This window comes from Micromonospora sp. NPDC023966, from assembly GCF_040639095.1.
In the GTDB taxonomy this organism is placed as follows: Bacteria; Actinomycetota; Actinomycetes; order Mycobacteriales; family Micromonosporaceae; genus Micromonospora.
Window position 1 is genome coordinate 358,373 of record NZ_JBEZZJ010000003.1, and the last position, 20,249, is coordinate 378,621.

The 20,249-nt window shown below is 69.0% G+C and carries 19 protein-coding genes and 1 pseudogene; 8 read left to right on the top strand and 12 right to left on the bottom strand.

From position 1 onward, the window contains the following. Positions 1-8: 8 nt before the first annotated feature. A complete protein-coding gene (locus AB0F68_RS08025; protein ID WP_357333745.1) occupies positions 9-590 on the bottom strand; it encodes an NAD(P)-dependent oxidoreductase in 582 nt (193 codons plus the stop codon). A 90-nt stretch (positions 591-680) separates the two neighbouring features. Beyond that, entirely contained in the window at positions 681-1,436 is a 756-nt protein-coding gene (locus tag AB0F68_RS08030) for an SDR family oxidoreductase (RefSeq protein ID WP_357333747.1), read from the bottom strand. 128 nt (positions 1,437-1,564) lie between these two features. Between AB0F68_RS08030 and AB0F68_RS08035 the strand changes: the two genes are divergently transcribed. Together AB0F68_RS08035 and AB0F68_RS08040 are read left to right on the top strand one after the other, a co-directional pair. Beyond that, on the top strand, positions 1,565-1,999 hold the full coding sequence (locus AB0F68_RS08035) for an Rrf2 family transcriptional regulator (protein ID WP_357333749.1): 435 nt from the start codon (positions 1,565-1,567) through the stop codon (positions 1,997-1,999). Between the two features lie 152 nt (positions 2,000-2,151). Then, a complete protein-coding gene (locus AB0F68_RS08040) occupies positions 2,152-3,333 on the top strand; it encodes a low temperature requirement protein A (protein ID WP_357333751.1) in 1,182 nt (393 codons plus the stop codon). A gap of 167 nt (positions 3,334-3,500) precedes the next feature. On the opposite strand, the gene AB0F68_RS08045 is transcribed toward AB0F68_RS08040, so the two are convergent. Continuing rightward, on the bottom strand, positions 3,501-4,118 hold the full coding sequence (locus AB0F68_RS08045) for a TetR/AcrR family transcriptional regulator (protein ID WP_357333753.1): 618 nt from the start codon (positions 4,116-4,118) through the stop codon (positions 3,501-3,503). Positions 4,119-4,246: 128 nt separating this feature from the next. Here AB0F68_RS08045 and AB0F68_RS08050 point away from each other — a divergent pair, with 128 nt between their 5' ends. From AB0F68_RS08050 to AB0F68_RS08060, 3 genes are all read left to right on the top strand, one after another. Beyond that, positions 4,247-5,203: a TIGR03620 family F420-dependent LLM class oxidoreductase gene (locus AB0F68_RS08050; protein WP_357333755.1), complete on the top strand. Its 957-nt coding sequence runs from the start codon at positions 4,247-4,249 to the stop codon at positions 5,201-5,203. Positions 5,204-5,243: 40 nt separating this feature from the next. Further along, positions 5,244-5,993: an SDR family oxidoreductase gene (locus AB0F68_RS08055; RefSeq protein WP_357333757.1), complete on the top strand. Its 750-nt coding sequence runs from the start codon at positions 5,244-5,246 to the stop codon at positions 5,991-5,993. A 186-nt stretch (positions 5,994-6,179) separates the two neighbouring features. Further along, positions 6,180-6,593, top strand: a complete 414-nt coding sequence (locus tag AB0F68_RS08060; protein ID WP_357333759.1) for a nuclear transport factor 2 family protein — start codon at positions 6,180-6,182, stop codon at positions 6,591-6,593. A gap of 1,217 nt (positions 6,594-7,810) precedes the next feature. On the opposite strand, the gene AB0F68_RS08065 is transcribed toward AB0F68_RS08060, so the two are convergent. The 6 genes and pseudogenes from AB0F68_RS08065 to AB0F68_RS08090 all read right to left on the bottom strand — a co-directional run bounded on the left by AB0F68_RS08065 (position 7,811) and on the right by AB0F68_RS08090 (position 12,441). Then, positions 7,811-8,545, bottom strand: a complete 735-nt coding sequence (locus AB0F68_RS08065; protein ID WP_357333761.1) for an FAD:protein FMN transferase — start codon at positions 8,543-8,545, stop codon at positions 7,811-7,813. Continuing rightward, on the bottom strand, positions 8,542-9,027 hold the full coding sequence (locus AB0F68_RS08070) for an FMN-binding protein (protein ID WP_357333763.1): 486 nt from the start codon (positions 9,025-9,027) through the stop codon (positions 8,542-8,544). The genes AB0F68_RS08065 and AB0F68_RS08070 overlap by 4 nt, the downstream gene beginning before the upstream one ends. A 48-nt stretch (positions 9,028-9,075) precedes the next feature. Then, positions 9,076-10,392: a ferredoxin reductase family protein gene (locus AB0F68_RS08075; protein WP_357333765.1), complete on the bottom strand. Its 1,317-nt coding sequence runs from the start codon at positions 10,390-10,392 to the stop codon at positions 9,076-9,078. A gap of 255 nt (positions 10,393-10,647) precedes the next feature. After that, positions 10,648-10,785 (bottom strand): hypothetical protein, encoded by a 138-nt coding sequence (locus tag AB0F68_RS08080; protein ID WP_357333877.1) that lies wholly within the window; start codon positions 10,783-10,785, stop codon positions 10,648-10,650. Then, positions 10,778-10,942, bottom strand: a pseudogene (locus AB0F68_RS08085) (DUF1275 domain-containing protein); the annotation flags it as partial. The pseudogene AB0F68_RS08085 and the gene AB0F68_RS08080, both read right to left, overlap by 8 nt. Before the next feature lie 1,136 nt (positions 10,943-12,078). Next, a complete protein-coding gene (locus AB0F68_RS08090; protein WP_357333767.1) occupies positions 12,079-12,441 on the bottom strand; it encodes a metalloregulator ArsR/SmtB family transcription factor in 363 nt (120 codons plus the stop codon). Positions 12,442-12,648: 207 nt separating this feature from the next. On the opposite strand from AB0F68_RS08090, the gene AB0F68_RS08095 reads away from it, so the two are divergent. Then, complete coding sequence (locus tag AB0F68_RS08095; protein WP_357333768.1) at positions 12,649-13,074, top strand: MerR family transcriptional regulator; 426 nt, start codon at positions 12,649-12,651, stop codon at positions 13,072-13,074. Between the two features lie 146 nt (positions 13,075-13,220). Here the strand turns inward: AB0F68_RS08095 and AB0F68_RS08100 are convergent, their stop codons facing one another. Together AB0F68_RS08100 and AB0F68_RS08105 are read right to left on the bottom strand one after the other, a co-directional pair. Beyond that, the gene (locus AB0F68_RS08100; protein WP_357333770.1) at positions 13,221-13,982 is read right to left on the bottom strand and encodes a methyltransferase domain-containing protein; all 762 of its coding nucleotides are present in this window, start codon (positions 13,980-13,982) and stop codon (positions 13,221-13,223) included. Between the two features lie 227 nt (positions 13,983-14,209). Beyond that, a complete protein-coding gene (locus AB0F68_RS08105) occupies positions 14,210-14,944 on the bottom strand; it encodes a hypothetical protein (protein ID WP_357333772.1) in 735 nt (244 codons plus the stop codon). 182 nt (positions 14,945-15,126) lie between these two features. Between AB0F68_RS08105 and AB0F68_RS08110 the strand changes: the two genes are divergently transcribed. Continuing rightward, positions 15,127-15,408 (top strand): hypothetical protein, encoded by a 282-nt coding sequence (locus tag AB0F68_RS08110; protein ID WP_357333867.1) that lies wholly within the window; start codon positions 15,127-15,129, stop codon positions 15,406-15,408. Here the strand turns inward: AB0F68_RS08110 and AB0F68_RS08115 are convergent. After that, positions 15,391-16,578, bottom strand: a complete 1,188-nt coding sequence (locus AB0F68_RS08115) for a cytochrome P450 (RefSeq protein ID WP_357333774.1) — start codon at positions 16,576-16,578, stop codon at positions 15,391-15,393. The two genes, AB0F68_RS08110 and AB0F68_RS08115, sit on opposite strands and share 18 nt — an antisense overlap. A 631-nt stretch (positions 16,579-17,209) precedes the next feature. Between AB0F68_RS08115 and AB0F68_RS08120 the strand changes: the two genes are divergently transcribed. Continuing rightward, positions 17,210-20,161, top strand: a complete 2,952-nt coding sequence (locus AB0F68_RS08120; RefSeq protein WP_357333778.1) for a beta-L-arabinofuranosidase domain-containing protein — start codon at positions 17,210-17,212, stop codon at positions 20,159-20,161. Positions 20,162-20,249 lie beyond the last annotated feature (88 nt).

Below are 20,249 nucleotides of genomic sequence, written 5' to 3' on the forward strand. Positions count from 1 at the left end.
TGGCGGCTCTAGTCGGTGACGACGACGACGCCCGACGGCTCACCCAGCAGTTCCACTGTGAGCTCGGCAGCACGGTCGATCTGCACGCGCGGCTCCGCGGGGATCTGCTGTTCGTTGTAGGTGCCGGGCCCGTAGAACTGCCCGTAGCTCAGCACGACGCCGCCCTCGGCGAGAACGGAACGCTCCAGCTCGGCGACGGCCAGGGCATCGGGGCCGTCAGGCAACTGCCAGGCGACGGTCTGGGCCAGGATCTTCGGCGATCCGCTCTGCCGTGCCGCCTCGATCAGATTCTGGTTGCCCTCGGTCCGGATGCGAGCGTTCAGCTCCGCGTGATCACCGATCTTCTCCACCTCATCCGGCAGATCAGTCAGCTCGTTCAGGATGACGTCGGGGTTGAACTCGCGAACCGCCTGGATCAGTGCGTCCCGGTCGAAGACATCACACAGAATCGGCTCGGCACCGAGCTGGCCCAGCAACTCCGTCTTGCTGGGCGAGCGCGTCATGCCACCCACCACGTGCCCTGCCTGAACCAACCGGGGGATCAGCCGTTGCCCGATCACGCCGGACGCGCCGGCCAGAAATACCCTCATGATTTCTCCTGATTGATGGGATGTGCAGTAGTTGCTCGACGCCACAGATTTGCGGTCAGAGCCAGGTTTTTTGGAGTGCGCGGCAGGGGCTCAGGCGTTGTAGCCGCCGTGGGCGTCCAGCACCGCGCCCGTGACGTACGACGCGGCGGGGCTCGCGAGGAAGGCGATCGCCGCGGCGATCTCGCTGGGGTGGCCCATGCGCTGCAGGGACAGCGAGCTGAGCAGGGCCTTGAGGGTCTCGGGGTCCGGCGGTTCCATTCCGCTCTCCATCAGCCCGGCCTCCACGACGTTGGCCGTGATGCCCCGGGGCCCGAGGTCCCGCGCGACGCCCATGGTGTACCTCTCGATCCCCGACTTGGTCGCCGAGTAGTCGGCAAGGCCCGGGACGCCGACCCGGGAGCCCAGTCCGGAGCTCACCGTGATGATGCGGCCGTCCGCGCGCAGCACCCGCGAGGCGGCCCGGATGATGGCGATCACGCCGAGGTAGTTAGTGGCGTGCATGCGGTCCAGTGCGGCGGTGTCGACGTCCGGGTCGTCCACGGTCCGACCCTGCTCGGGCGAGATCGCGGCGTTGTTGACCAGGATGTCCAGACCGCCGAAATGCGCGACCACGTCGTCGATCAGCGCCGGCGCCAGGCTCGTGTCTGCCTGGTCGGACCTGAAGGCGACGGCCTTCGCGCCCTTGCCACGCACCTCCTCGACGACGGCCTGCGCCTGCTTCCCTGAGCTGACATAGGTGAACGCGACGTCGGCGCCCTGCTCGGCCAGCAGCCGTACGGTCGCGGCTCCCAGCCCACGGGAGCCGCCGGTGACCAGGGCGACCTTGCTCGTGAGCGGCTTGTTCATTCTTTCCACCTCGCTGATTGATCCGTCCAAGAGTCGTAACGCTAGTAGTTACGACAGGATGGTCGCAACATTTGTTGTTACAACGTGAGGGTCGTAACATGGAGCGTTACGGCCGAGGGGGAGGGTTCATGAGCGCCAACAGCAGATTGACCATCGCCGCTCACGCGCTGGCCTGGATCAGCCTCTACCAGCGCCAGGGCCATGCGGTCGCCACTTCCGAGCAGATCGCGACCAGCGCGAACACCAACCCCGTGGTGATCAGGCGGCTGCTCGGCGAGCTGCGCAGGGCGGGGCTCGTGGAGTCCCGGCGGGGCGTGGGCGCAGGCTGGTCGCTGGCGCGCGAGCTGGAGTCGATAACCCTGCTCGACGTGTACGAGGCAGTGGAACCCGGCCCGCTGTTCGCGATGCACCGCGCGACCCCGGACCAGGGGTGCGTGGTGGGTTACGGCATCCAGCCGGCGATGCAGGGCATCTACGAGGGCATCGAGGAGACCCTGAGGCGCGAGTTGGCCCGGGTCACGCTGGAGGACGTGCTCCGGGACATCCTCGCCGCACCTCGCTAGAGCCCTCTTCGAGCTTGAGGTGGGTGAGGCAGCGTTCGACGACGTTGCGGCGCCCACCCGCGCGGCATGCGGCCGCGGATCCGTGTTCGCCGACACTGCCGCATGGTACGAATGCCTCAATGCGGGCGCGAAGCCACAGGACGGGCGAGCCGATGACGACGAGCAGAGCAGCCCAACTGCTGCGGAAACCCGGGGATCCGCAACGGGCGACGTTCCTGGAACTGTTCTTCGACCTGGCGTTCGTCTACGTGCTCACCCAGCTCTCGCAGGTGCTCGGCCAGGAGGCCACGTGGCGCGGCGCCTTCCACACGCTCGTGTTGCTGCTGGCGGCCTGGTGGGTCTGGTGCAGCACGGCGACAATCCCCGACAGGTTCGACCCGCAGCGGCCGGCGATACAGCTGCTGGTCATCGCGACCCTGGTCGGCAGCCTGCTGATGGCTGTCGCGCTTCCGGCGGCGTTCGGCGCGCAGGGCCTGGTCTTCGCCGGCGCCTACGTCAGCATCCAGATCGGTCGTAGCCTCGTCCTTCTAATCGCCCTGTGGGGCCACGAACTGCAGCGCGGCGCGGCACGGGTGCTCATCTGGTTCTGCGTATCTGCCGTGCCGTGGATCGTGGGGGCGCTCGTGCAAGGCACCGTCCGTGAGGCACTCTGGGCACTGGCGGTCGCGCTGGACTACGCGGCCGGCAAACTCCGATACCGCACGCCGGGCCTGGGCCGTTCGCCGACCTCGGAGTTGCCGAGTGCGGCCGAGCACCTAGCCGAGCGCCACCGGCAGTTCTTCATCATCGCGCTCGGCGAGTTGATCCTGGTCTCCGCTTCCACCCTCGGGGGCAACGGTTTCGCACGCGAGCCGACGACGGCGTTCCTGGTGTCTCTCGCCACCACGGTGCTGCTCTGGCGCATCTACATCTACCGGGCCGGGGAGTTGTCGGCCGCAGCCATCTCGGCATCCCGAGACCCGGCCCGCCTTGGCCTGTCGGCGTTCTACGCCCACCTGGTCATGGTGGCCGGCGTCGTCGTCACCGCCGTCGGCGCCAAACTCGTCATCGCCCATCCATCCGGGCACACCCAACCGGCCTGGACAGCCGTCATCCTCGGCGGACCCGCGCTGTTCCTGGCCGGGCGAGCCCGCTTCGAGTACGCGGTCTTCACCCGGGTGTCCCGGGATCGACCGATCGGGCTGCTCGTGTTGGCCTGCCTGACGCCGGTGATGCTCCTGATGCCGCCACTCATGGCCGCCCTCTCCGCCACCGCGGTCCTGGCCGGGATCGCCTTCTCCGACGCGGCCCGCGCGAGAGGACGCCCACCCGAGCCGCCGTCACCACCCGGCTAGCGCCGGATGGATCAGACGTCCTGAAGGCAGGTCATGTAGGCGTAACCGAAGTCGATCAGGATCCACACCACTGGCCCTGACGCCACCGCCGGATTGGACGGTGACGTGGTGCCACAGCGAGCCGCCGTCGTCTTGGCATGGGGAAACGAACGCCTCGACCGGGTCGATCACCTGGCAGCGCGGACGGAATACGCCGCCGCTGTGAAGGCGCGCAGCGCGATCTCGGCGGACTGTTCCAGTTGGCCGCGATGGGCGCCCGCTGCGGCGTGGACAGCATGTCCCTCGGTGACGACGCTCAGGAAGCGGGCCAGCGCGGTCGGGTCGGCGTCCGGCGGCAAGTCTCGTTCGTCGACGGCGCGGGCGAAGCGAGCGGCGATGGCCTGCTCGCCGGCCTGCCGGCTGGCGGCGAGGAACTGCGAGATCGCCGCATTCGCGGTACTACAGGCAGTGCCGCCCTGGACAGAGAGGCATCCGGCCGGCCGGTCCGGGCGGGTCAGCGCCACCACGTTGTCCCGAAGCAACGCCGCCGCCACCTCGCGCGCCGTCGGCTGATCGAGCGCGCTGCGCGCGTAAGCCATCTCCACGTCCGCGTAGCGGGCCACGACCTTGCGGAACAGGCTCTCCTTGCTGCCGTAGGCGGCGTACAGGCTCGGCTTGTTGATGCCCATGGCCGCGGTGAGGTCGGCCAGCGAGGCTCCTTCGTAGCCGTGCCGCCAGAACACCTCCATCGCCCGATCCAGCGCCTGGTCGGTGTCGAATTCGCGCGGTCGTCCCATCTGGGTCATCCCGTTCACCCCCTCCTGACGCCAAGACTACCGCAGGTGAAACCGATCGGTACAAAAGTTTGGCGAATGCCGGCAGGGGCTGCTAGCTTGTTGTGTACCGCTCGGTACAGAACTGTGAAGGGGGCGAGATGGAGAACATGAAGCGGACGATCGGCGCGATCGGGATCTGGAGCATGGAGCTACGCGAAGCTGCCCGGCCCGAGGTCCGCGAGGCCGCTGCGGAGCTGGACCAGCTCGGCTTTCCCGCGCTCTGGGTCCCGGGGCTGGACGGCCAGGGGGCGGTCGACGACGTCGAGCACCTGCTGGCCGCCGCGCCCGGCGCCACCGTGGCGCTCGGCGTGCTGTCGATGTGGGGCCAGGACCCGGCCGCACTCGGAGACCGGTGGGCCGCGCTGGACGCGGCGTACGGGCCGCGGGCCGTGCTGGGCCTGGGGGTCAGCAACGCCCACTCCGCCGCCAATGCCGGGCAGGACTACGGCAAGCCGACGGTGTCGATGGCACGATTCCTCGACGGCCTCGACGCCGCACCCCGACCCATCCCTGCCGAGCGGCGTCTGTTGGGTGCGCTGGGCCCGAAAATGGTCGATCTGGCCGCCGCGCGGACCTCGGGATGGCACCCCTTTCTGGTGACTCCCGAGCACTCGGCCCGCCAGCGGGCGCGGGTGGGCGACGGACCGCTCATCACGCCGCACCTGGCGGTCGTCCTGGACCGCGACCCCGACCGGGCGCGGGCGGCCGCCCGCGCCGGCGTCGGAATGTTCATCGGTTTCCCCGCCTACCGGTCCAACCTGGCCCGCCTCGGCTTCGGCGAGGAGGACCTCGTCCCCGGCGGCAGCGACCGGCTCATCGACGCGCTGGTCGCCTGGGGCGACCTCGACGACGTCGCCGACCGCGTCCAGGCCCACCTGGATGCCGGGGCTGACCACATCACCCTCCACGTCCTGCGGCCCGACACCGACGGTGCCGGCCCGCCACGGGAGCAGTGGCGGGAACTCGCCGCGCTACTGCCCCGCTTCACCGCGAGGACCGCGCACCGACCAACCCTGGCCAGCCCGGGTGCCAACACCCGGATCGGCGATGCATGAAACCCATCCCACACCACCCAAGTTCCAAGGAGTACGACAGATGGCACAGCTCAACGGCAAGACCGCCCTGGTCACCGGTGGCACCACCGGCATCGGCCTGGCCGCGGCCCACCGCTTCGCCGCCGAGGGCGCGCACGTCTTCGTCACCGGACGCCGCCAGCAGCAGTTGGACGAGGCCGTCGCGGCCATCGGTCCGGCCGCCACGGGCATCCGCAGCGACGTGAGCAACCTCGACGATCTCGACCGCGTCATCGACGCGATCACCGCCCACGGCGCCGGCCTGGACGTGCTCTTCGCCAACGCCGGTGGGGGCGAGTTCGCGCCCCTGGGCAACATCACCGTCGAGCACTACACCGACATCTTCGACCGCAACGTCCGCGGCACCGTGTTCACCGTCCAGAAGGCCCTGCCAGTGCTCAACGACGGCGCGTCGGTCATCCTGTCCGGCTCGACCGCCGCTACCAGCGGCACCCCCGCCTTCGGCGTATACGCCGCGTCCAAGGCCGCCATCCGCTCCTTCGGCCGTACCTGGGCCGCCGAACTGACCGGCCGCCGGATCCGGGTCAACACCCTCATTCCGGGCCCGACCGAGACACCGGGCATCACCGGGCTGGCCAACAGCCCGGAGGAGGCCGCCGGCCTGATCCAGATGCTCGCCTCCACCGTGCCGATGGGCCGGATGGGCCAGCCGGAGGAGATCGCCAACGCCGCCCTGTTCCTCGCCTCCGACCAGAGCAGCTTCATCACCGGCGGCGAAATCTTCGTCGACGGCGGCGCGAACCAGGTCTGACCAGACCCGGCGTCAGGAGCCGCTACGGCGGCTCCTGACGCCGCCCCGCGAGTGCCGAGGAGCGTCAGCTTGCCGCCGACGGCGCGAGGCCGTCGCTTGAACAGTCCGCCGAGGGCGGCGGCTGACGGAAGGCCGCCGCCGGCCGGTGCAGGAACTGCCATCCCATCAAAAGAAGAGGACATCGACATGATGAACGCGCGTGAGCTGCTGCTGGCGTACACGGGGAACATTTCAAACCCGGACGCGGCGGCGGAGTTGTTCGCCGAGGACGGCGCGGTCGAACTGCCCTATCTGGAGTCGTTCGGGGGTAGCTGGCGCTTCGAGGGGCGCGAGGGCGTTCGGCAGTTGCTGGTCGGCCTGCTGCAGGCGGTGCCGACCTTCGGCTTCGACGAGGTGAAGATCTTCATGGAGACGCCGGACCAGGTCGTCGGCGAGTGGTCGGTGGAGCGGACCACCGCGACGGGACGCCCCTTCAGCCAGCTGTACATGGGACGCCTGGTCGCCGAGAACGGCAAGATCAAGCTGCTCCGTGAGTCGCTCGACCTGGTCCAGGCCGCCCGATCCATGTTCCCCAACGGCGTCGCCGACATCCCCGCCTGACGGCCGACCTCGACACCGAGCCGATTCCGGCGCAGCCCGCAGGAGTGCGTGGGCGCACGGCTTACTGCTTGGCGTCGACGAGGGCTGCGCGTCGCCTGAGCACCGCTCGACGTGACGGCCGGCTTCGCACCGCGAGCCCGGCCGGTTCTCGATTGACCAGTGACCGCGGATCCAGCAGGCGAGTTGCGCCGGTCTGGCCTGAATTACCGCGTGCGACTGCGCGGCTGACCGCGGCCCGCTGCCGGGCAGCCGTGTGCACGTCACCGGCCGCTGACGGGTCGAGCACCGTTTCGGTCCGCCGGGCCTCGGCGCTGATCGTGAATTCCAAGCGGCATGTCGTCGAGGTCGGTGACCACTCCGGCACATACACCGAGCCCGGTCCTTCCGGCACTGTTCGACAGTTCTAGCCAGCATCGCATGGGCGGTGGCCGCAGGATGCCGGTGCTGGCGGAGAGGCTGGCGCGCCGCCGGCCAGCGGTCACCGGAGGGCATGCCAGGAAACACGACGAATAACTCTCACCTCCTCTTCTGTGATTTGCGGTGTGCGAGGCGGGCGCAGGAGGAGCCGAATGCTCAATGTCCGACGGCAGCTCCTCACAGGCATGCCCTTCGATCGACATGATCGTCGGAGACGGTTGCCGTCTACCCCTGATGAGGGGCCCCCACCATGCCGAGTACGCCCGCCGCTGTCCGTTTCTCCCGACTCAGGCGTCGCGCTGCCGTGGTCGCGGTTGCCGCGCTCGAGGCGCACTGGCTCGCCGACCTGCTCAGCCGCCTGGGAGCCCGCTTCGAGGTCACCGCCGACGGGCTACTCACCCTGGCCGGCGACTGACCCGCGTAGCCCGCGCCACCCACCGATGCCGTGCGGCGTGTCCATGGGCGCACAACGTGTGCAGAAGCGCATCGGTCCGGCTGCTTGCGATCCAGAGCTGCGAGGTGGGCCCGGCACTGGTCAAGCTGGGCGGTATGTCGGGGAAGGTCCATATCATCGGGGTTGGCGCATGTTGGGCCGGGTGGAGTTGTCCAAGTCTGCGTGTCATGATCCGGCCGTCCTTGCCATCACGCCACCGCCCCGCCGAACATCTGGCAGACGCGACGCGGCCCTCGAAGACCCCGAACCGGTTCGCCAACGAGGCGGCCACCAGGGCGATACCCGACAGCGCCGAAACGACGCGGCTGTGCCGACCGAGCAACGCGCCCACCTGCCGGCCACGCCCTTACGCGGGTAGTGGCCAGCCGGGCGTGGCCAGTAGGGCGCCATCGTCGTCGACGAGCAGGGCCTCGTACCCGGGTAGCGTCGCGAGCCAGGTCACCGCCGCGGGCCCCTGCGCAGCCGCTGCGGTGGCGTACACGTCCACCCAGGTCAGAGACGGGCCGATGACGGTGACCGAGCGCAGGCCCCGGGCGGGGGCGCCGGTGTATGGATCTACGATGTGTGCTCCGCGGTGTGCGGTGCCCGAGGTGGCGAGGGCCTGGTCGACGATCTCGAGGGTGGTGAGGAGCTGATCTGGCTGTGCCGGATCCTCGACGCCCACGCGCCAGGATCCGCTTACCGTCATGTCCCCACCGGCGTTCAGGTAGAACTCGTACCCCTCCAGGTGCTCCGCGGCGCGTTCGACGGCCCAGCCCTTGACGAGGCCGGACGGGTCGAAGTGGGTGCCACCGCCGGGTTCGGGCAGGTACGCGTCGAAGTAGCCGTTCGTACGCTGGCGCGCCTGCTCGCACAGGTCGAGGACCGTGTCGACCAGCGGTTCGTGTATCGGCTCTCCCCGGTTCAGGGCGCTCAGCTGGCTGTCCGGGCGGTACAGACTGAAGACGGCGTCCATCGCGCGCAGTTCGGCGAAGGCCCCGGCGACGGCGTTCGCCGCCGCCGGGGAGTCGGCACCGGGACCGCGCACGTGCACGCTGACGGGCAGACCCATGATCTGCTCGACGAACGCCTGCCGGGTCACGGCTTGGCCTTGAAGTGCGCGCCGTCCAGCGCGGCCTGGAGCGACTTCGCGTAGCCGTCGCTGGTCAGCGTCGCACCGGACACCGCATCGATCTGCGCGCTCTGCGCGGCGAGCGCCTCTGTGCGCAGCTGCGGCACCGCGTGCTTGTTGATCTCGCGGGAGCGGCTGTTCGTGCTCGGCACCGTCACCGGCGTGATCTCGGTGATCCGGCCGCCGTTGATGCTGGCCCGCACCTGGACGTTCCCCCGCTTCGTCTGCACGACCGGGCCGTCGGCGACGGTGGTGGAACCGGACCGTGCGACGGTGCCCCGTGACGTCCCGGGCGTCGCCGCCGAGCCGAGGCCGGTCTCCGCGGCCGGCGCGTTTGCGCCACTAACAGTCTCGGCCAGAGGCGAGCTGTCGGATCCGGTCGACGTCTTGTAGCTGAAGAGAAGTACCACCACGGCGATCGTGGCGAGCAACCACAAAGTGATCTTACGCATGTCGTCCTCCTCAGGTCGGAGTGTGAGCCCATGAGGATGGGTGGCGATCTACCAGGTGAAGCGTTCAAGATGAATGCGCTTCTCGGGCACGCCTGCCTGTCGCGCCGCGCGTACCACCGTCTGCATCCACTCGTCCGGTCCGCACACGAACACGTCGTGCTGCGCGATGTCCGGAACAAGCTCACTCAAGGCTTTCGCATCATCGCCGAATCCGGCCGGCAACCATGAGTTCTTGCGCCCGCGGGACCCCAACAGGTACTCCACACGCAGGCCACGGACGGCCGAGAGGCGGTCCAGTTCCTGGCGGAACACCAGGTCTTCCGCCGAGCGCGCCCGGTATAGCAGCGTGGCTTCGCCCGGCGCGTACGGTAACTCTTCCAACAAGGTCCGCAGCGGGGTTATTCCAATCCCGGACGCGATCATGGTGACCCGCGCAGCCGTACGCCGGGCGGCGGTCAGCCGACCGTACGGCCCCTCAATCAACACATGAGTTCCCGGCCGTAACTCAGACACCTTCTCGCTGCCCTCGCCGCGGGATCGCACCGTGATCCGCAACGTGTCGTCATGCGGCACAGCGGACAACGAGTACGGGTGGCCGCGACTCCAACCCGGGCCGTTGAGGAAGCGCCACTGGAAGAACTGCCCCGCGTGTGCCGGCAACTGGTCCAGGTGGCGTCCCTGCATGTAGATCGAATGAACGCCCGGTGCCTCTGCGACGATTGCGGCCACTGTGAGACGGTGCCGCAGCGTCCGCCAGGCCGGTAGGCCGAGCCGGAAGGCGACAACCGCGCCGGCGCACGCGGCGTACGCGGTCCACCAGTACAGCGTCGCGGCCCGGGAGCTGGTGAAGTCGGCCCCGGTCCAGAGCTGATGTGGCAGCGCCAGGCCGACGCCGAGGTAGGCGTACAGGTGCAGCAGGTGCCACGCCTCGTAGCGCAGCCGCCGCCGCGCGGCCCGCAGGGAGGTGAGCACGACCATCGTCAGGGCCACCGCCCCGGCGACCGCCAGCAGCACTCCCGGGAACGTGGTGACGAGGCTCCACGCCTCCGCTGTCACGGAAACCCCACCCGTCTCGGCGTACCCGACCGTGATCAGCACGATGTGCGCGAGCAGGAGGTTGAAGGAGATGAACCCGACGACGCGGTGCCAACGGGCGAGTCTGTCCTGCCCGTAGGTGCGCTCGATCCACGGCACGCGCGCCATCAGCAGCACCTGGATGAGCAGCAGGTCCGCCGCGACGAGACCGGTCAACCGGCCCAGCGACGTCAGGCCCTCCGCCCAGCCACGAAGCTCCTGCACGCCGCCGCCCCGCACCCAGAGCGCGACGACGATCAGCAGGCTGACCGCGCCGACCGACGCGATCACATCGGCCCACCACGACCACGCGGCGGTTCGTACGGGCCTGACCGCCGCGTCGGCCGACTGCGCCCTCCCAGTCACAAGACCCCCTCCCGCACCGCCTATTCGCCCATTAGCGGTCGGTTTTCGCATCGCCATCTCCGGGACCCGCCGACCAGCGCGTGGTGCCATCGGAGATGATTGGGCCCGTTTGCGTCTATTCACTGGCGAGTCAGGACGAAGCCGTCCCCGTGTGCGTCGCCGTTCTGCGGCGGCGCAGGCCTACCGCATCCAGCCCGCGCCGTGCTCGACCAGCCGGGCTGCGACACAGACCAGCAGCACCGCCTCGACCGCCCACCAGTCCCGTACGGCGACGCCCAGGGGGGTCTCCGCCGTGGCGACCGCATGGCCACCGCACAAGGTTGCCAGTGATCACGCCGGCGAAGGAAGCACCGAGTCGGTTCAGGCAGAACACGTCGAGGCTCCCGGACGCGGCGGCCGGCCCCACCAGCAACCGGACCACCGCGCGCCTGGACAGGACAAAGTCGCCGCCCGGTCCTGTTACTCCCGGCCCCAGCCGTCGCTCGTACGAATGCCTCCTCGACCCAATCCGCTCACGACGGAGAACCGCTTCTTCCCGCATTCGCGCCGTTCATGTCAGCGGCGGAGCCAGCTCGCCCTGCTGAGCCGCACGCCGATGGCCCGTCGCTGCCGGCCCATGCCAAGCGGATGGCTCTGAGGCGACGACTACGCATTGACGTAGTCCCGATGGGGCCACGTCCGCCGCGCTGCGCTCCGGGTGGTCGGCCGCAGGCAGTCCGTGCAGGAGCAGTAGGCCTAGCCGTCCCCCGCATCGGCCACGCGCTCTGTTGGGCGCCGGTGTGCAGCATCCACTACGAGTCCGCCGTGTTCACCGGGCCACCATGACCATGATCACGGCGAAGCACGCAATCAGCGCGGTGATTCCACCGAACATCACGAGCGGCGACCAATCGCGGGCCTGCTTCCGTTGCTGGGCAGAGGACTGAGTTGGCAGGTTCCAACCGGGAGGTGCTGCCACACCATTGCGGCGGCCCGGGCAACGCGGCGGCGGGGTGCGGGGAGTCGAGTTAGCCATCATGGGATGCCCTCCGTGGACGTCATGGAGCACCAGCCGATCCCGGGCTTCGCCTATCCGACCGACTGGCTCGCGCTCTGGCCGCCGGCTTCGGCGCGTATCTGGTGCCAATCACTTGCCATCAACCCCACGGGTCGGCGCCTGGCGCACTCCGGAGGTGGACAAGATCTACGCCGCCACGCACGAGCTTGGATCGGAGTTTGCCACCGGGCTCATCCAGAACGGTTCGATGCAGGCCGCCTTGACGGAGGACAGCCGAACGAGCCAGACGTACGACGCGGGAGGCAACCGGGCGCTGATCGGCCGCTGGGACGATAACCACCGTGGAGCCGTCCGATGTCTCCGCCGATCAGGGTTTGACGGTGGCGCTCGACCTGGACCGGTGGCGAGCTTCTCGCAGCCGCGCGGATTGCTCGTCTTGTCCACCAAACCCGCACCGCCGCACGCGGCGTCGACCCGGCCGCGCAGTCCGAGCGGTCGGTGTAGAAGCGGGAGCACAGCCGGACCTTCGCGGCGGGCCGGAATCGGCCGGGATCAGAGCGAACGTCCTCGCCGGCACTCGCAGACCCGGGCGCCGGGCGGGGGCCTGGACGCGCTCAGCGGGCCTTCTTGGTCGCCCGCTTGCGGGGCGGCGTCAGCGAGTCGGCGATCGCGGCGATCGCGGACGGAACGAGGCGGTAGTACGCCCAGACGCCCCGCTTCTCGCGCTCGAGCAGACCCGCCTCGATAAGGATCCGAAGGTGATGACTGACGGTCGGCTGGGAAAGACCAAGCGGCGCGGTGAGGTCACTCACCGACGCCTCGCCCTCGGGAGCGGACTGGATCAGACTGAGCAGTCGCAGCCGGGCCGGGTCAGCGAATGCCTTAAGCACTCCTGCGAGCCGCTCGGCATCGGCACGCTTGATCGGCTCGCCAGAAAGCGGCGAGATGGCAGGGGTGGCAGTTTTCGCAATTCCCACGCCTTCATCGTCCCACCAACACCACGAACCGGCGGTGCAACCAGGATCCGGTTACCGCCAGTTCACGCTCGGGAGCCCTGTTAACCCGTTCCAGCGGTACCCGTGAGGCAGACGGGCAGGTGCCGCCAGGTCTGACCGGCCGTTGACACACCGGCGCGACCTCGGTTCGGCTTGCCGGAGTTGGGCGGCCTGCGGCCTAATGGCGGCATGCAGGCAGGCGACGACGCGGTGATGACGATCGGCGAGGTCGCCGACAAGTTCGGGCTGGCCACGCACGTGTTGCGGCACTGGGAGTCGGTCGGGTTGCTCGCGCCGGCGCGGGTGGTCGCCGGGCGCCGCCGCTACCGATCGACGGACCTCTATCGGGTTGCGACGATCCTGCGCGCGAAGGAGGCAGGACTGTCGCTGGAGCAGATCCGTGAACTCATGGCCGCCGCCGGGTCGGCACGGCGGGAGATCCTGCTGCGACACCGCGAGGACCTCGCCGCGCGTATCGACGCGCTGCGGGACTCCCTGCGGTTCATCGACGGGGGCCTGGAGTGCGAGCACGAGGACTTCACCGCGTGCCCGCACTACCAAGCGAGAGTGCGCGCGCGCATCGGGCGCCAGCCCGCGCCTCACGTGCCAGGATGACGCCCGACGCAAGCATCGCCGGACGGCGCAGCGGCGATGGTCAACCGATGATCAATCGCGGCTTGCCATCACCGCTCGTCCGCTGGCACGTCGAGGGAGGGTGACGTCGCCCTGGCCGCGGCCCTGGTTACGTCAGACCGCCAGCATCACGGTCGGCGGGCGGAGGCGACGAACAAAGGAAACGCCACGAAGAGACGTTCCTTGCTTGCCCGGGAACGCTGGTCCCGTACCCATTCGGCGCTCCGCTCACGGGTGATGCTGCCGGCGGTGACCGCCATTGCGGCGAATCCCTCGACGATCGGCAGGAAATTACGCTCGGTGAAGATGCCGGTGTATGCCTCGACGGTGACGTCCTGGAAACCGGCATCGAGGAGCAGATTCCGGTAGGCCCGCGCGGCCTGTGGGTTCGGGACCAAGTCAGCGGAAGCGCGCAGGATGGTTCTGGTGAGCTCGGGGTGAGACGAGTCGATCATCAGTGCGTCCCAGTCCTGTCCGACAAGCACGATCCGCCCACCCGGGGCCAAGACACGACGCGCCTCCGCCAGCGCCGCAGCAGGGTCCGGCACCTCGTGCAGGACCTTGTCGGCTCGGTAGCCCGTCACCGCCTGATCAGGAATCGGGAGGGATTGCGCGGTCCCGATCCGGAACTCGACACCCGGCCAGCGCTCGCGCGCCGTGTCGACCATCAGCTCATCCCGATCGACGCCGATCGCGGTGACGCCGCGCTCGTTGAGCTCGGCCACGGCGCGTCCCGCACCACAGCCCACGTCAACCATTGAGGCGCCGGGGGAGAGGTCCAGCAGGTCGTAGCTGCGCTGCCGTAGCCGCACCGCGCCGGGTTCGGTCTCCGCTGCGTCGAGTCGCGCGATGAGCCGTGCGGTGGCATCCGTGATGTCCAGGTTGGTCATGACGCGATCCTCTGACTTCAGGTTGGCCTGAAGTCAAGGCTGGCCACACCCGGTCCCACCGGCGGATGACGTCTCGTCGATATGCGCGCTGGAGCAGGGGGAGGGCCTCAGCGTGCGGGGGTGGACAGCCTGCTGATCTTCCGCCGGCCGCAAGCCCAGCCGACGCCGGAAGACCTCACGGACACCGGAGGTGGTCCGTCTCGATGACCACCCGTCGCCGCAGCCCGCTACCCCTCGTCCATCAACCACTCACCGGGCAACGCCCGCCGCACCCCGGCGATACCGTCCGCCGTCGCCGCGCGCACCCACAACCACGTCCCGCCGTCCGCACGCAGGACCGCCCCCAGCCCGTCGAACCACCTCATCGGCCTGCCAGCGGGTCCTGCCCAGAACGGGTAGTCAGGCATCGGCAGCCGGCGGAACTGCTGCTCCAGCAACGCGATGGCCTCATCGTCCAGCTCACGGTTGTCGGCGAACATTTCACCGCAGAAAATCCACTCCGACAGCACCATCTCCACGCACGCCACCGAGACCCGATCGAGGAACGGCTGCCAGTCCTGCTCGGCCTCGCTGGCGGACTCAACCCGGAACACTACCGGCGGGTCGGGCTCCGTCAGCGCCGACAGCGGAACGCCCCACTGCGCCACATTCTGGTTCTCCACCCGGAAGACCAGCACCTCACCTGTGTCGTCGACGCCGACCTGATTCGGAGCAAGCAGGCGATCCTGACTCCGGGTCAGGTCATAGCGCCTGCCGACCAGCGCGTATGCCTCACGCAGGGACGCCGGCAGGGCGAAACCCAGCCGGGCTTCCGCCGCCCGCAACTCGCCCTCATCGCGACCATCGCCGGCCACGATCGGACTCGCATACCGCGCTGCAAACAGTCGGATGAATCGCCACGCGCCAGGGGCGTCCCGAACGCCCTGAGCGAGTTCGTCGTGGAGATCAAAGCCGCCGCTCACGAGGCAGACCATAGCGGCCGCCGGAACGCCATCCCCGGAGCTCGGCACCGGGCTCCCCGACGGGACCTTGACCGGAACTCGGCCGCGCCTCGCCGCGCCAGCCGCGCGATCGATCAGGGTGGCGTCCGAGGCGGCGACTCGCCGCGGGTGGGCGCGCACCGGGCAGAAGTGCGCACATGAGCATGGCCGGCCGAGCAGCGCGGCTGGAACACCCGGGCAGTGGACGCTTCCTGGAGATCAGAACCGACCAGCCGTCACTGCAGATCTACGCCGGTAACCGCCTCGACGGCACGCTCATTGGACGTCACGGCAGGCTGCTCCGGCAGAGCGACGGAATAGCCCTGGAGACTCAACGGCACTCCGACGCCCCGAACCAGCCCGCGTTCCCCTCGCCGGTACTCAACCCCGGCGAGACGTACCGCTCGACCACCACTTGGCGGCTGGGCTCAGACGTGAAGCGGTAGCCCGCGCTGGTGCAGCCGGAACGAGTCGAGGTCGACGGGGTCGACCGCGAGCCGAAGCCCCGGAAGCTCCCGCGCGATCCGTTCGAACATGATCCGGCTCTCCATCCGGGCCAGGTGTGCCCCGAGGCAGAAGTGGATCCCGTAGCCGAAGGCGATGTGCCGGCGAACGTCGGACCGATGGATGTCGAAAGCGTGCGGCCGGTCGAACACCGCAGGGTCCCGGTTGGCTCCCCACAACGACAACCCCACCCGGTCGTACGCCGGGATCAGCCCGCCGCCTAGCTCGACGTCCTGGAACGTGAACCGGGGCGGCACGATCTCCACCGGTCCCCGGAACCGCAGTGTCTCCTCGACCACCGCAGCCGCCAGCGACGGATCCTCCCGCAACGCCTGCCACTGTTCGGGGTGCGTGAGCAGGAGGCGGATCCCGTTGACGATCAGGTCGACCGTCGTTTCCTGACCCGCGATGAGCAGCAGCTGCACCAGGGCCACCAACTCGTCGCGGTCGAGCTGGTCGCCCTGGTCCGCCCGTGTCACCAGGTCGGATATCAGGTCGTCTTCGGGCGCCACCCGGCGCCGGGCGGCCAGCTCGTCGAGGTACGCCCCGAATTCGAGAGTGGCCGACGGGCCGTCCGGGCTGGCCGACACGATCGCGGCGGACCAGGCCCGGAAGCGCGGCCGGTCCGGCTCCGGAATGCCGACCAGCTCCGCGATGACGTTGACCGGCACCGGGTCGGCGAGGTGCGTTATTCCGTCGATGCGCCCACGCCGGCGCGCGTCAGTGACCAACCGGTCGGCGAGGTCGCCGATCCACGGCTCGAGGCGCGCCACTGCTCGCGAGGTGAAGCCGCCGCTGACCAAACCCCGCAGTCGGGTGTGGTCGGGCGGATCGAGGTTGATGAGCTGGCGGGACTCGATTCTGGCCACGTCGGGCAGGTGGTGCGGAGCCGTCTCAGGCAGGCCAGGGCAGTGGCGGTGGATCTCGTGCCCGATTGCCGGATGGCGCAGTCCGGTCAGGACATCGCCATACCCGGCCACCACCCAGAACCGGTTACCCGCCGGATCGATCTGAAGGACGGGTTGCCCGCTGTCTCGTACCCGGTCGTAGAACGGGTGCGGATCGCGGCGCACCGCCGGATCCCACAACTCGGACATACCAAACGCGGCCACACCGCCTCCTTGCTCAGGAAATCCATGCGGTCATGCCCGCCGGACTGGTGCACCTCGGGCCTTCCGGCCCGGCCGAGCCCGCGTGGCGGCCATGGCAGGGCAGCCTCGAGCGCCGCTTCGCCTAGGAAGGTGAGCGTTAACATAGGCATGTTTCGGGGACGTGTCAATCCTCAGACCTACTCGCCCGTAGGGGATTGACGACGAGGTTTGTTAACGCTCACACTCCTGGCATCGGCCAATCCCGGAAGCCCGCCGCTAGTCGCTTGTCGACACTCCCGACGCCACTAGCGACCGTGGCGGCAGCCGACCGGCCGACCTGTACGTGGTGAGCCGCCCGCTCGTACCCCCACCCTCCAGACCGGACCAGCACGCCGCACGCAAACCCGCGTTGCACGCCTACTCATCCTGCCGATGCAGATGCCGCCATCAGCCGTCTGGACAGGCGATCTGGCCCAGACACCCACGTGGAAGGACTGATTCAAAAGTGGCCCAATCCGACAAGCTCTCCGTCAATCGGCGCCAGCTGCTGCAGGCGTCGGCGGCCGGTGCGGCTGCGGTCGCCTCCTCCGCCACCCTGCCGACGACGGCTGCGTACGCAGCGCCCGAAGCCGAAACAGCGACCGGACCGGCAGTGCTCAGCCTGACCTCACCCGACCCCGGTCCCGGCGGTACCGCCCCGGTCCGGCCGTTCCAGCTCGGCGACGTGCGGCTTGGCGACGGCCTGCTCCAGGAGAAGCGGGACCGGATGAAGAACTTCCTCCGGCAGTACGACCAGCGCCGCTTCCTCGTGCTGTTCAACAACGAGGCCGGCCGGTCGAACCCGTCCGGTGTCGCTGTTCCCGGCGGCTGGGAGGACGGTGGGCTGCTCAGCGGCCACTGGGCCGGCCACTTCATGACCGCACTGGCGCAGGCCTACGCCGACCAGCGCGAGCCGATCTTCAAGACCAAGCTCGACTGGATGGTTGACGAGCTTGCCGCCTGCCAGGACGCGATTACCGCCCGGATGGGCGACGGCTCGGGCGGGAACCCGCAGGAGCCGCCGCAGCCGCAGATCGGCCGGGTGTCGGGCAAGTTCGGCAACGGGCTCCGGCTGAACGGCTCCAGCGCGGCGCAGTACGTGACCCTGCCTCAGGAGGCGATCAGCCAGCTCAGCGACTTCACCTTCGCCACCTGGGTGAACCTCGCGTCCACCCAGAGCTGGAGCCGGCTGTTCGACTTCGGCCAGAACACCACGGTCAACATGTTCCTGGCCCCGCGCGCCGGCGTCACCGGCAACGTACCGCGGTTCGCCATCACGGTCAGCGGCTCGGGCGGGGAGCAGCAGATCAACGGCAACGCGGCGCTGCCGACGAACCAGTGGGTGCACCTGGCCGTCACGCTGTCGCACAACACCGGCACGCTGTACGTGAACGGCGAAGAGGCCGGCAAGAACTCGAACATGACCCTCAACCCATCCAATCTGGGAAATCCGGGCAACCGGTGGATCGGGCGGTCGCAGTACGGCGACCCGATGCTGGACGCGACCATCGACGAGTTCCACATCTTCGACCGGGCCCTGAGCCAGCAGGAGGTCCGGGCGCTGCTCGACTCGCCGGCCGGCAGCACGAGCGGCGGGACGATTGCGTGGTACCGGTTCGACGAGGACGGTGGCACCGTCCTCAAGGACGCGTCGCCCAACGGCCGCGACGCCGGCGTCGTGGTGAAGCAGGACAGCGGGAAGCTGTGGATCCCCACCCACCCCGGTTATCTGGGGGCTCTCCCGGAGGACACGGTGCTCCGCCTCGGCCCGCCCAGGTGGGCGGTCTACGGCGGCAACAAGGACACCAACACCTGGGCCCCCTGGTACACCCAGCACAAGATCATGCGCGGGCTGCTCGACGCCTACTACCACACCGGCAACCAGAAGGCGCTCGACGTGGTCGTCAAGATGGCCAACTGGGCCCATCTCGCGCTGACCGTCGGGGACAAGAACCACCCGAACTACACGGGTCCGATCACCCGGGACAACCTGAACTACATGTGGGATCTCTACATCGGCGGCGAGTCCGGCGGCGCGAACGAGGTGTTCCCGGAGATCTACCAGCTCACCGGCGACGCGAAGCACCTGGAGACCGCCAAGTGCTTCGACAACCGCGAGTCGCTGTTCCAGGCGTGCGTGGAGAACCGCGACATCCTGGTCACGACGCCGCAGACGCGTCCTGGCCGGCGCCGCCCGGATCGGCTGCACGTCAACCAGCACGTCCCGCAGTTCGTCGGATACATGCGGGTCTACGAGCACAGCGCGGACCCCGAGTACTTCCAGGCCGCCAAGAACTTTTTCAAGATGATCGTCCCGCACCGCATGTACGTGAGCGGCGGTACCGGCGGCAACTTCCCCGGCTCCAACAACAACATCGAGATGTTCCAGAACCGGGACAACATCGCGAACTCGATCGCCCAGGGCGGCGCGGAGACCTGCAGCGCGTACAACCTGGGCAAGCTGGCGCGTAACCTCTTCCTGCACGAGCACGACCCGGCGTACATGGACTACTACGAGCGGGGCCTGATCAACCAGATCGCCGGCTCGCGGGCCGACTCCGCCAGCGTCAGCAACCCGCAGGTCACCTACTTCCAGCCGTTGACCCCGGGTGCCAGCCGCAGCTACGGCAACACCGGTACCTGCTGTGGCGGGACCGGTCTGGAAAACCACACGAAGTACCAGGACACGATCTACTTCAAGTCCGCCGACGGCAGCGCCCTGTGGGTCAACCTGTTCGTGCCGTCGACGCTGACCTGGGCCGAGAAGGGCTTCACCGTCACCCAGGAGACGAGCTACCCCAGAAGCGACCGCACAAAGCTGGTCGTGAACGGCAGCGGCCCGCTCGACCTCAAGGTGCGCGTACCGGGATGGGTGGAGAAGGGCTTCTTCGTATCGGTCAACGGCGCTCCCGTCGAGGCCGACGCCAAGCCGGGCAGCTACCTGACGTTGAGCCGGACGTGGGCGCCCGGCGACACCGTCGAGATCCGGATGCCGTTCAGCATTCGGATCGAGCGGGCCCTGGACCGCCCTGACACGCAGGGGATCTTCTGGGGTCCCGTCGTGCTGCAGATCCTGGGCAACCCGGGGGGCGGCAGCTACCGCGAACTGTCCCTCTACCGTCACTTGAAGCGGGACGGCGACTACGCCCGCTCGGCGATCACGCACGCGAGCACCACCGCGGCTGGTGACATGCTGTTCACCACGCACGGTTTCACCCTGCGGCCCTACTACATCAGCGATTCGCAGGCCGTCTCGTCGTACTTCCGCCGAGTCGAGCCGACGATCGTGTTCGGGTCCATCGACACGGGCGTGCCGAACCGCAAGCGGAACGACGGGCTGCCGAACTACGACGTCCCCGTGGCGGGCATCACGTCGCCCGGTAACGACGGCCCGACCTTCCTCGACCTGGTGTGGGACCAAGCGCCCTTCGCCAGCCACGGCCAGTTCGTCTCGGCCGTCGCCGGCACCGCCGAGGCGTTCGTCGCGGCGGGGGTCTTCACCGACGCGGAGAAGGACCTCGTGGTCTCGACCGCGGCCCGGGCAAGCAAGGAACTCGCCCCGTAGGAGTGCCGCGGTCGTCAGGAATTCATCGGCGGCCTATGTACCTGGGCCTGACGGCGGCCTGACCGACGGAGTCGGTCAGGCCGCCGGG

What these genes read in the sequence shown, in the direction of transcription:
- AB0F68_RS08025 (WP_357333745.1), bottom strand. Translation starts at nt 590, where the DNA reads ATGAGGGTATTTCTGGCCGGCGCGTCCGGCGTGATCGGGCAACGGCTG.
- AB0F68_RS08030 (WP_357333747.1), bottom strand. Translation starts at nt 1,436, where the DNA reads ATGAACAAGCCGCTCACGAGCAAGGTCGCCCTGGTCACCGGCGGCTCC.
- AB0F68_RS08035 (WP_357333749.1), top strand. Translation starts at nt 1,565, where the DNA reads ATGAGCGCCAACAGCAGATTGACCATCGCCGCTCACGCGCTGGCCTGG.
- AB0F68_RS08040 (WP_357333751.1), top strand. Translation starts at nt 2,152, where the DNA reads ATGACGACGAGCAGAGCAGCCCAACTGCTGCGGAAACCCGGGGATCCG.
- AB0F68_RS08045 (WP_357333753.1), bottom strand. Translation starts at nt 4,118, where the DNA reads ATGACCCAGATGGGACGACCGCGCGAATTCGACACCGACCAGGCGCTG.
- AB0F68_RS08050 (WP_357333755.1), top strand. Translation starts at nt 4,247, where the DNA reads ATGGAGAACATGAAGCGGACGATCGGCGCGATCGGGATCTGGAGCATG.
- AB0F68_RS08055 (WP_357333757.1), top strand. Translation starts at nt 5,244, where the DNA reads ATGGCACAGCTCAACGGCAAGACCGCCCTGGTCACCGGTGGCACCACC.
- AB0F68_RS08060 (WP_357333759.1), top strand. Translation starts at nt 6,180, where the DNA reads ATGATGAACGCGCGTGAGCTGCTGCTGGCGTACACGGGGAACATTTCA.
- AB0F68_RS08070 (WP_357333763.1), bottom strand. Translation starts at nt 9,027, where the DNA reads ATGCGTAAGATCACTTTGTGGTTGCTCGCCACGATCGCCGTGGTGGTA.
- AB0F68_RS08095 (WP_357333768.1), top strand. Translation starts at nt 12,649, where the DNA reads ATGCAGGCAGGCGACGACGCGGTGATGACGATCGGCGAGGTCGCCGAC.
- AB0F68_RS08100 (WP_357333770.1), bottom strand. Translation starts at nt 13,982, where the DNA reads ATGACCAACCTGGACATCACGGATGCCACCGCACGGCTCATCGCGCGA.
- AB0F68_RS08110 (WP_357333867.1), top strand. Translation starts at nt 15,127, where the DNA reads ATGGCCGGCCGAGCAGCGCGGCTGGAACACCCGGGCAGTGGACGCTTC.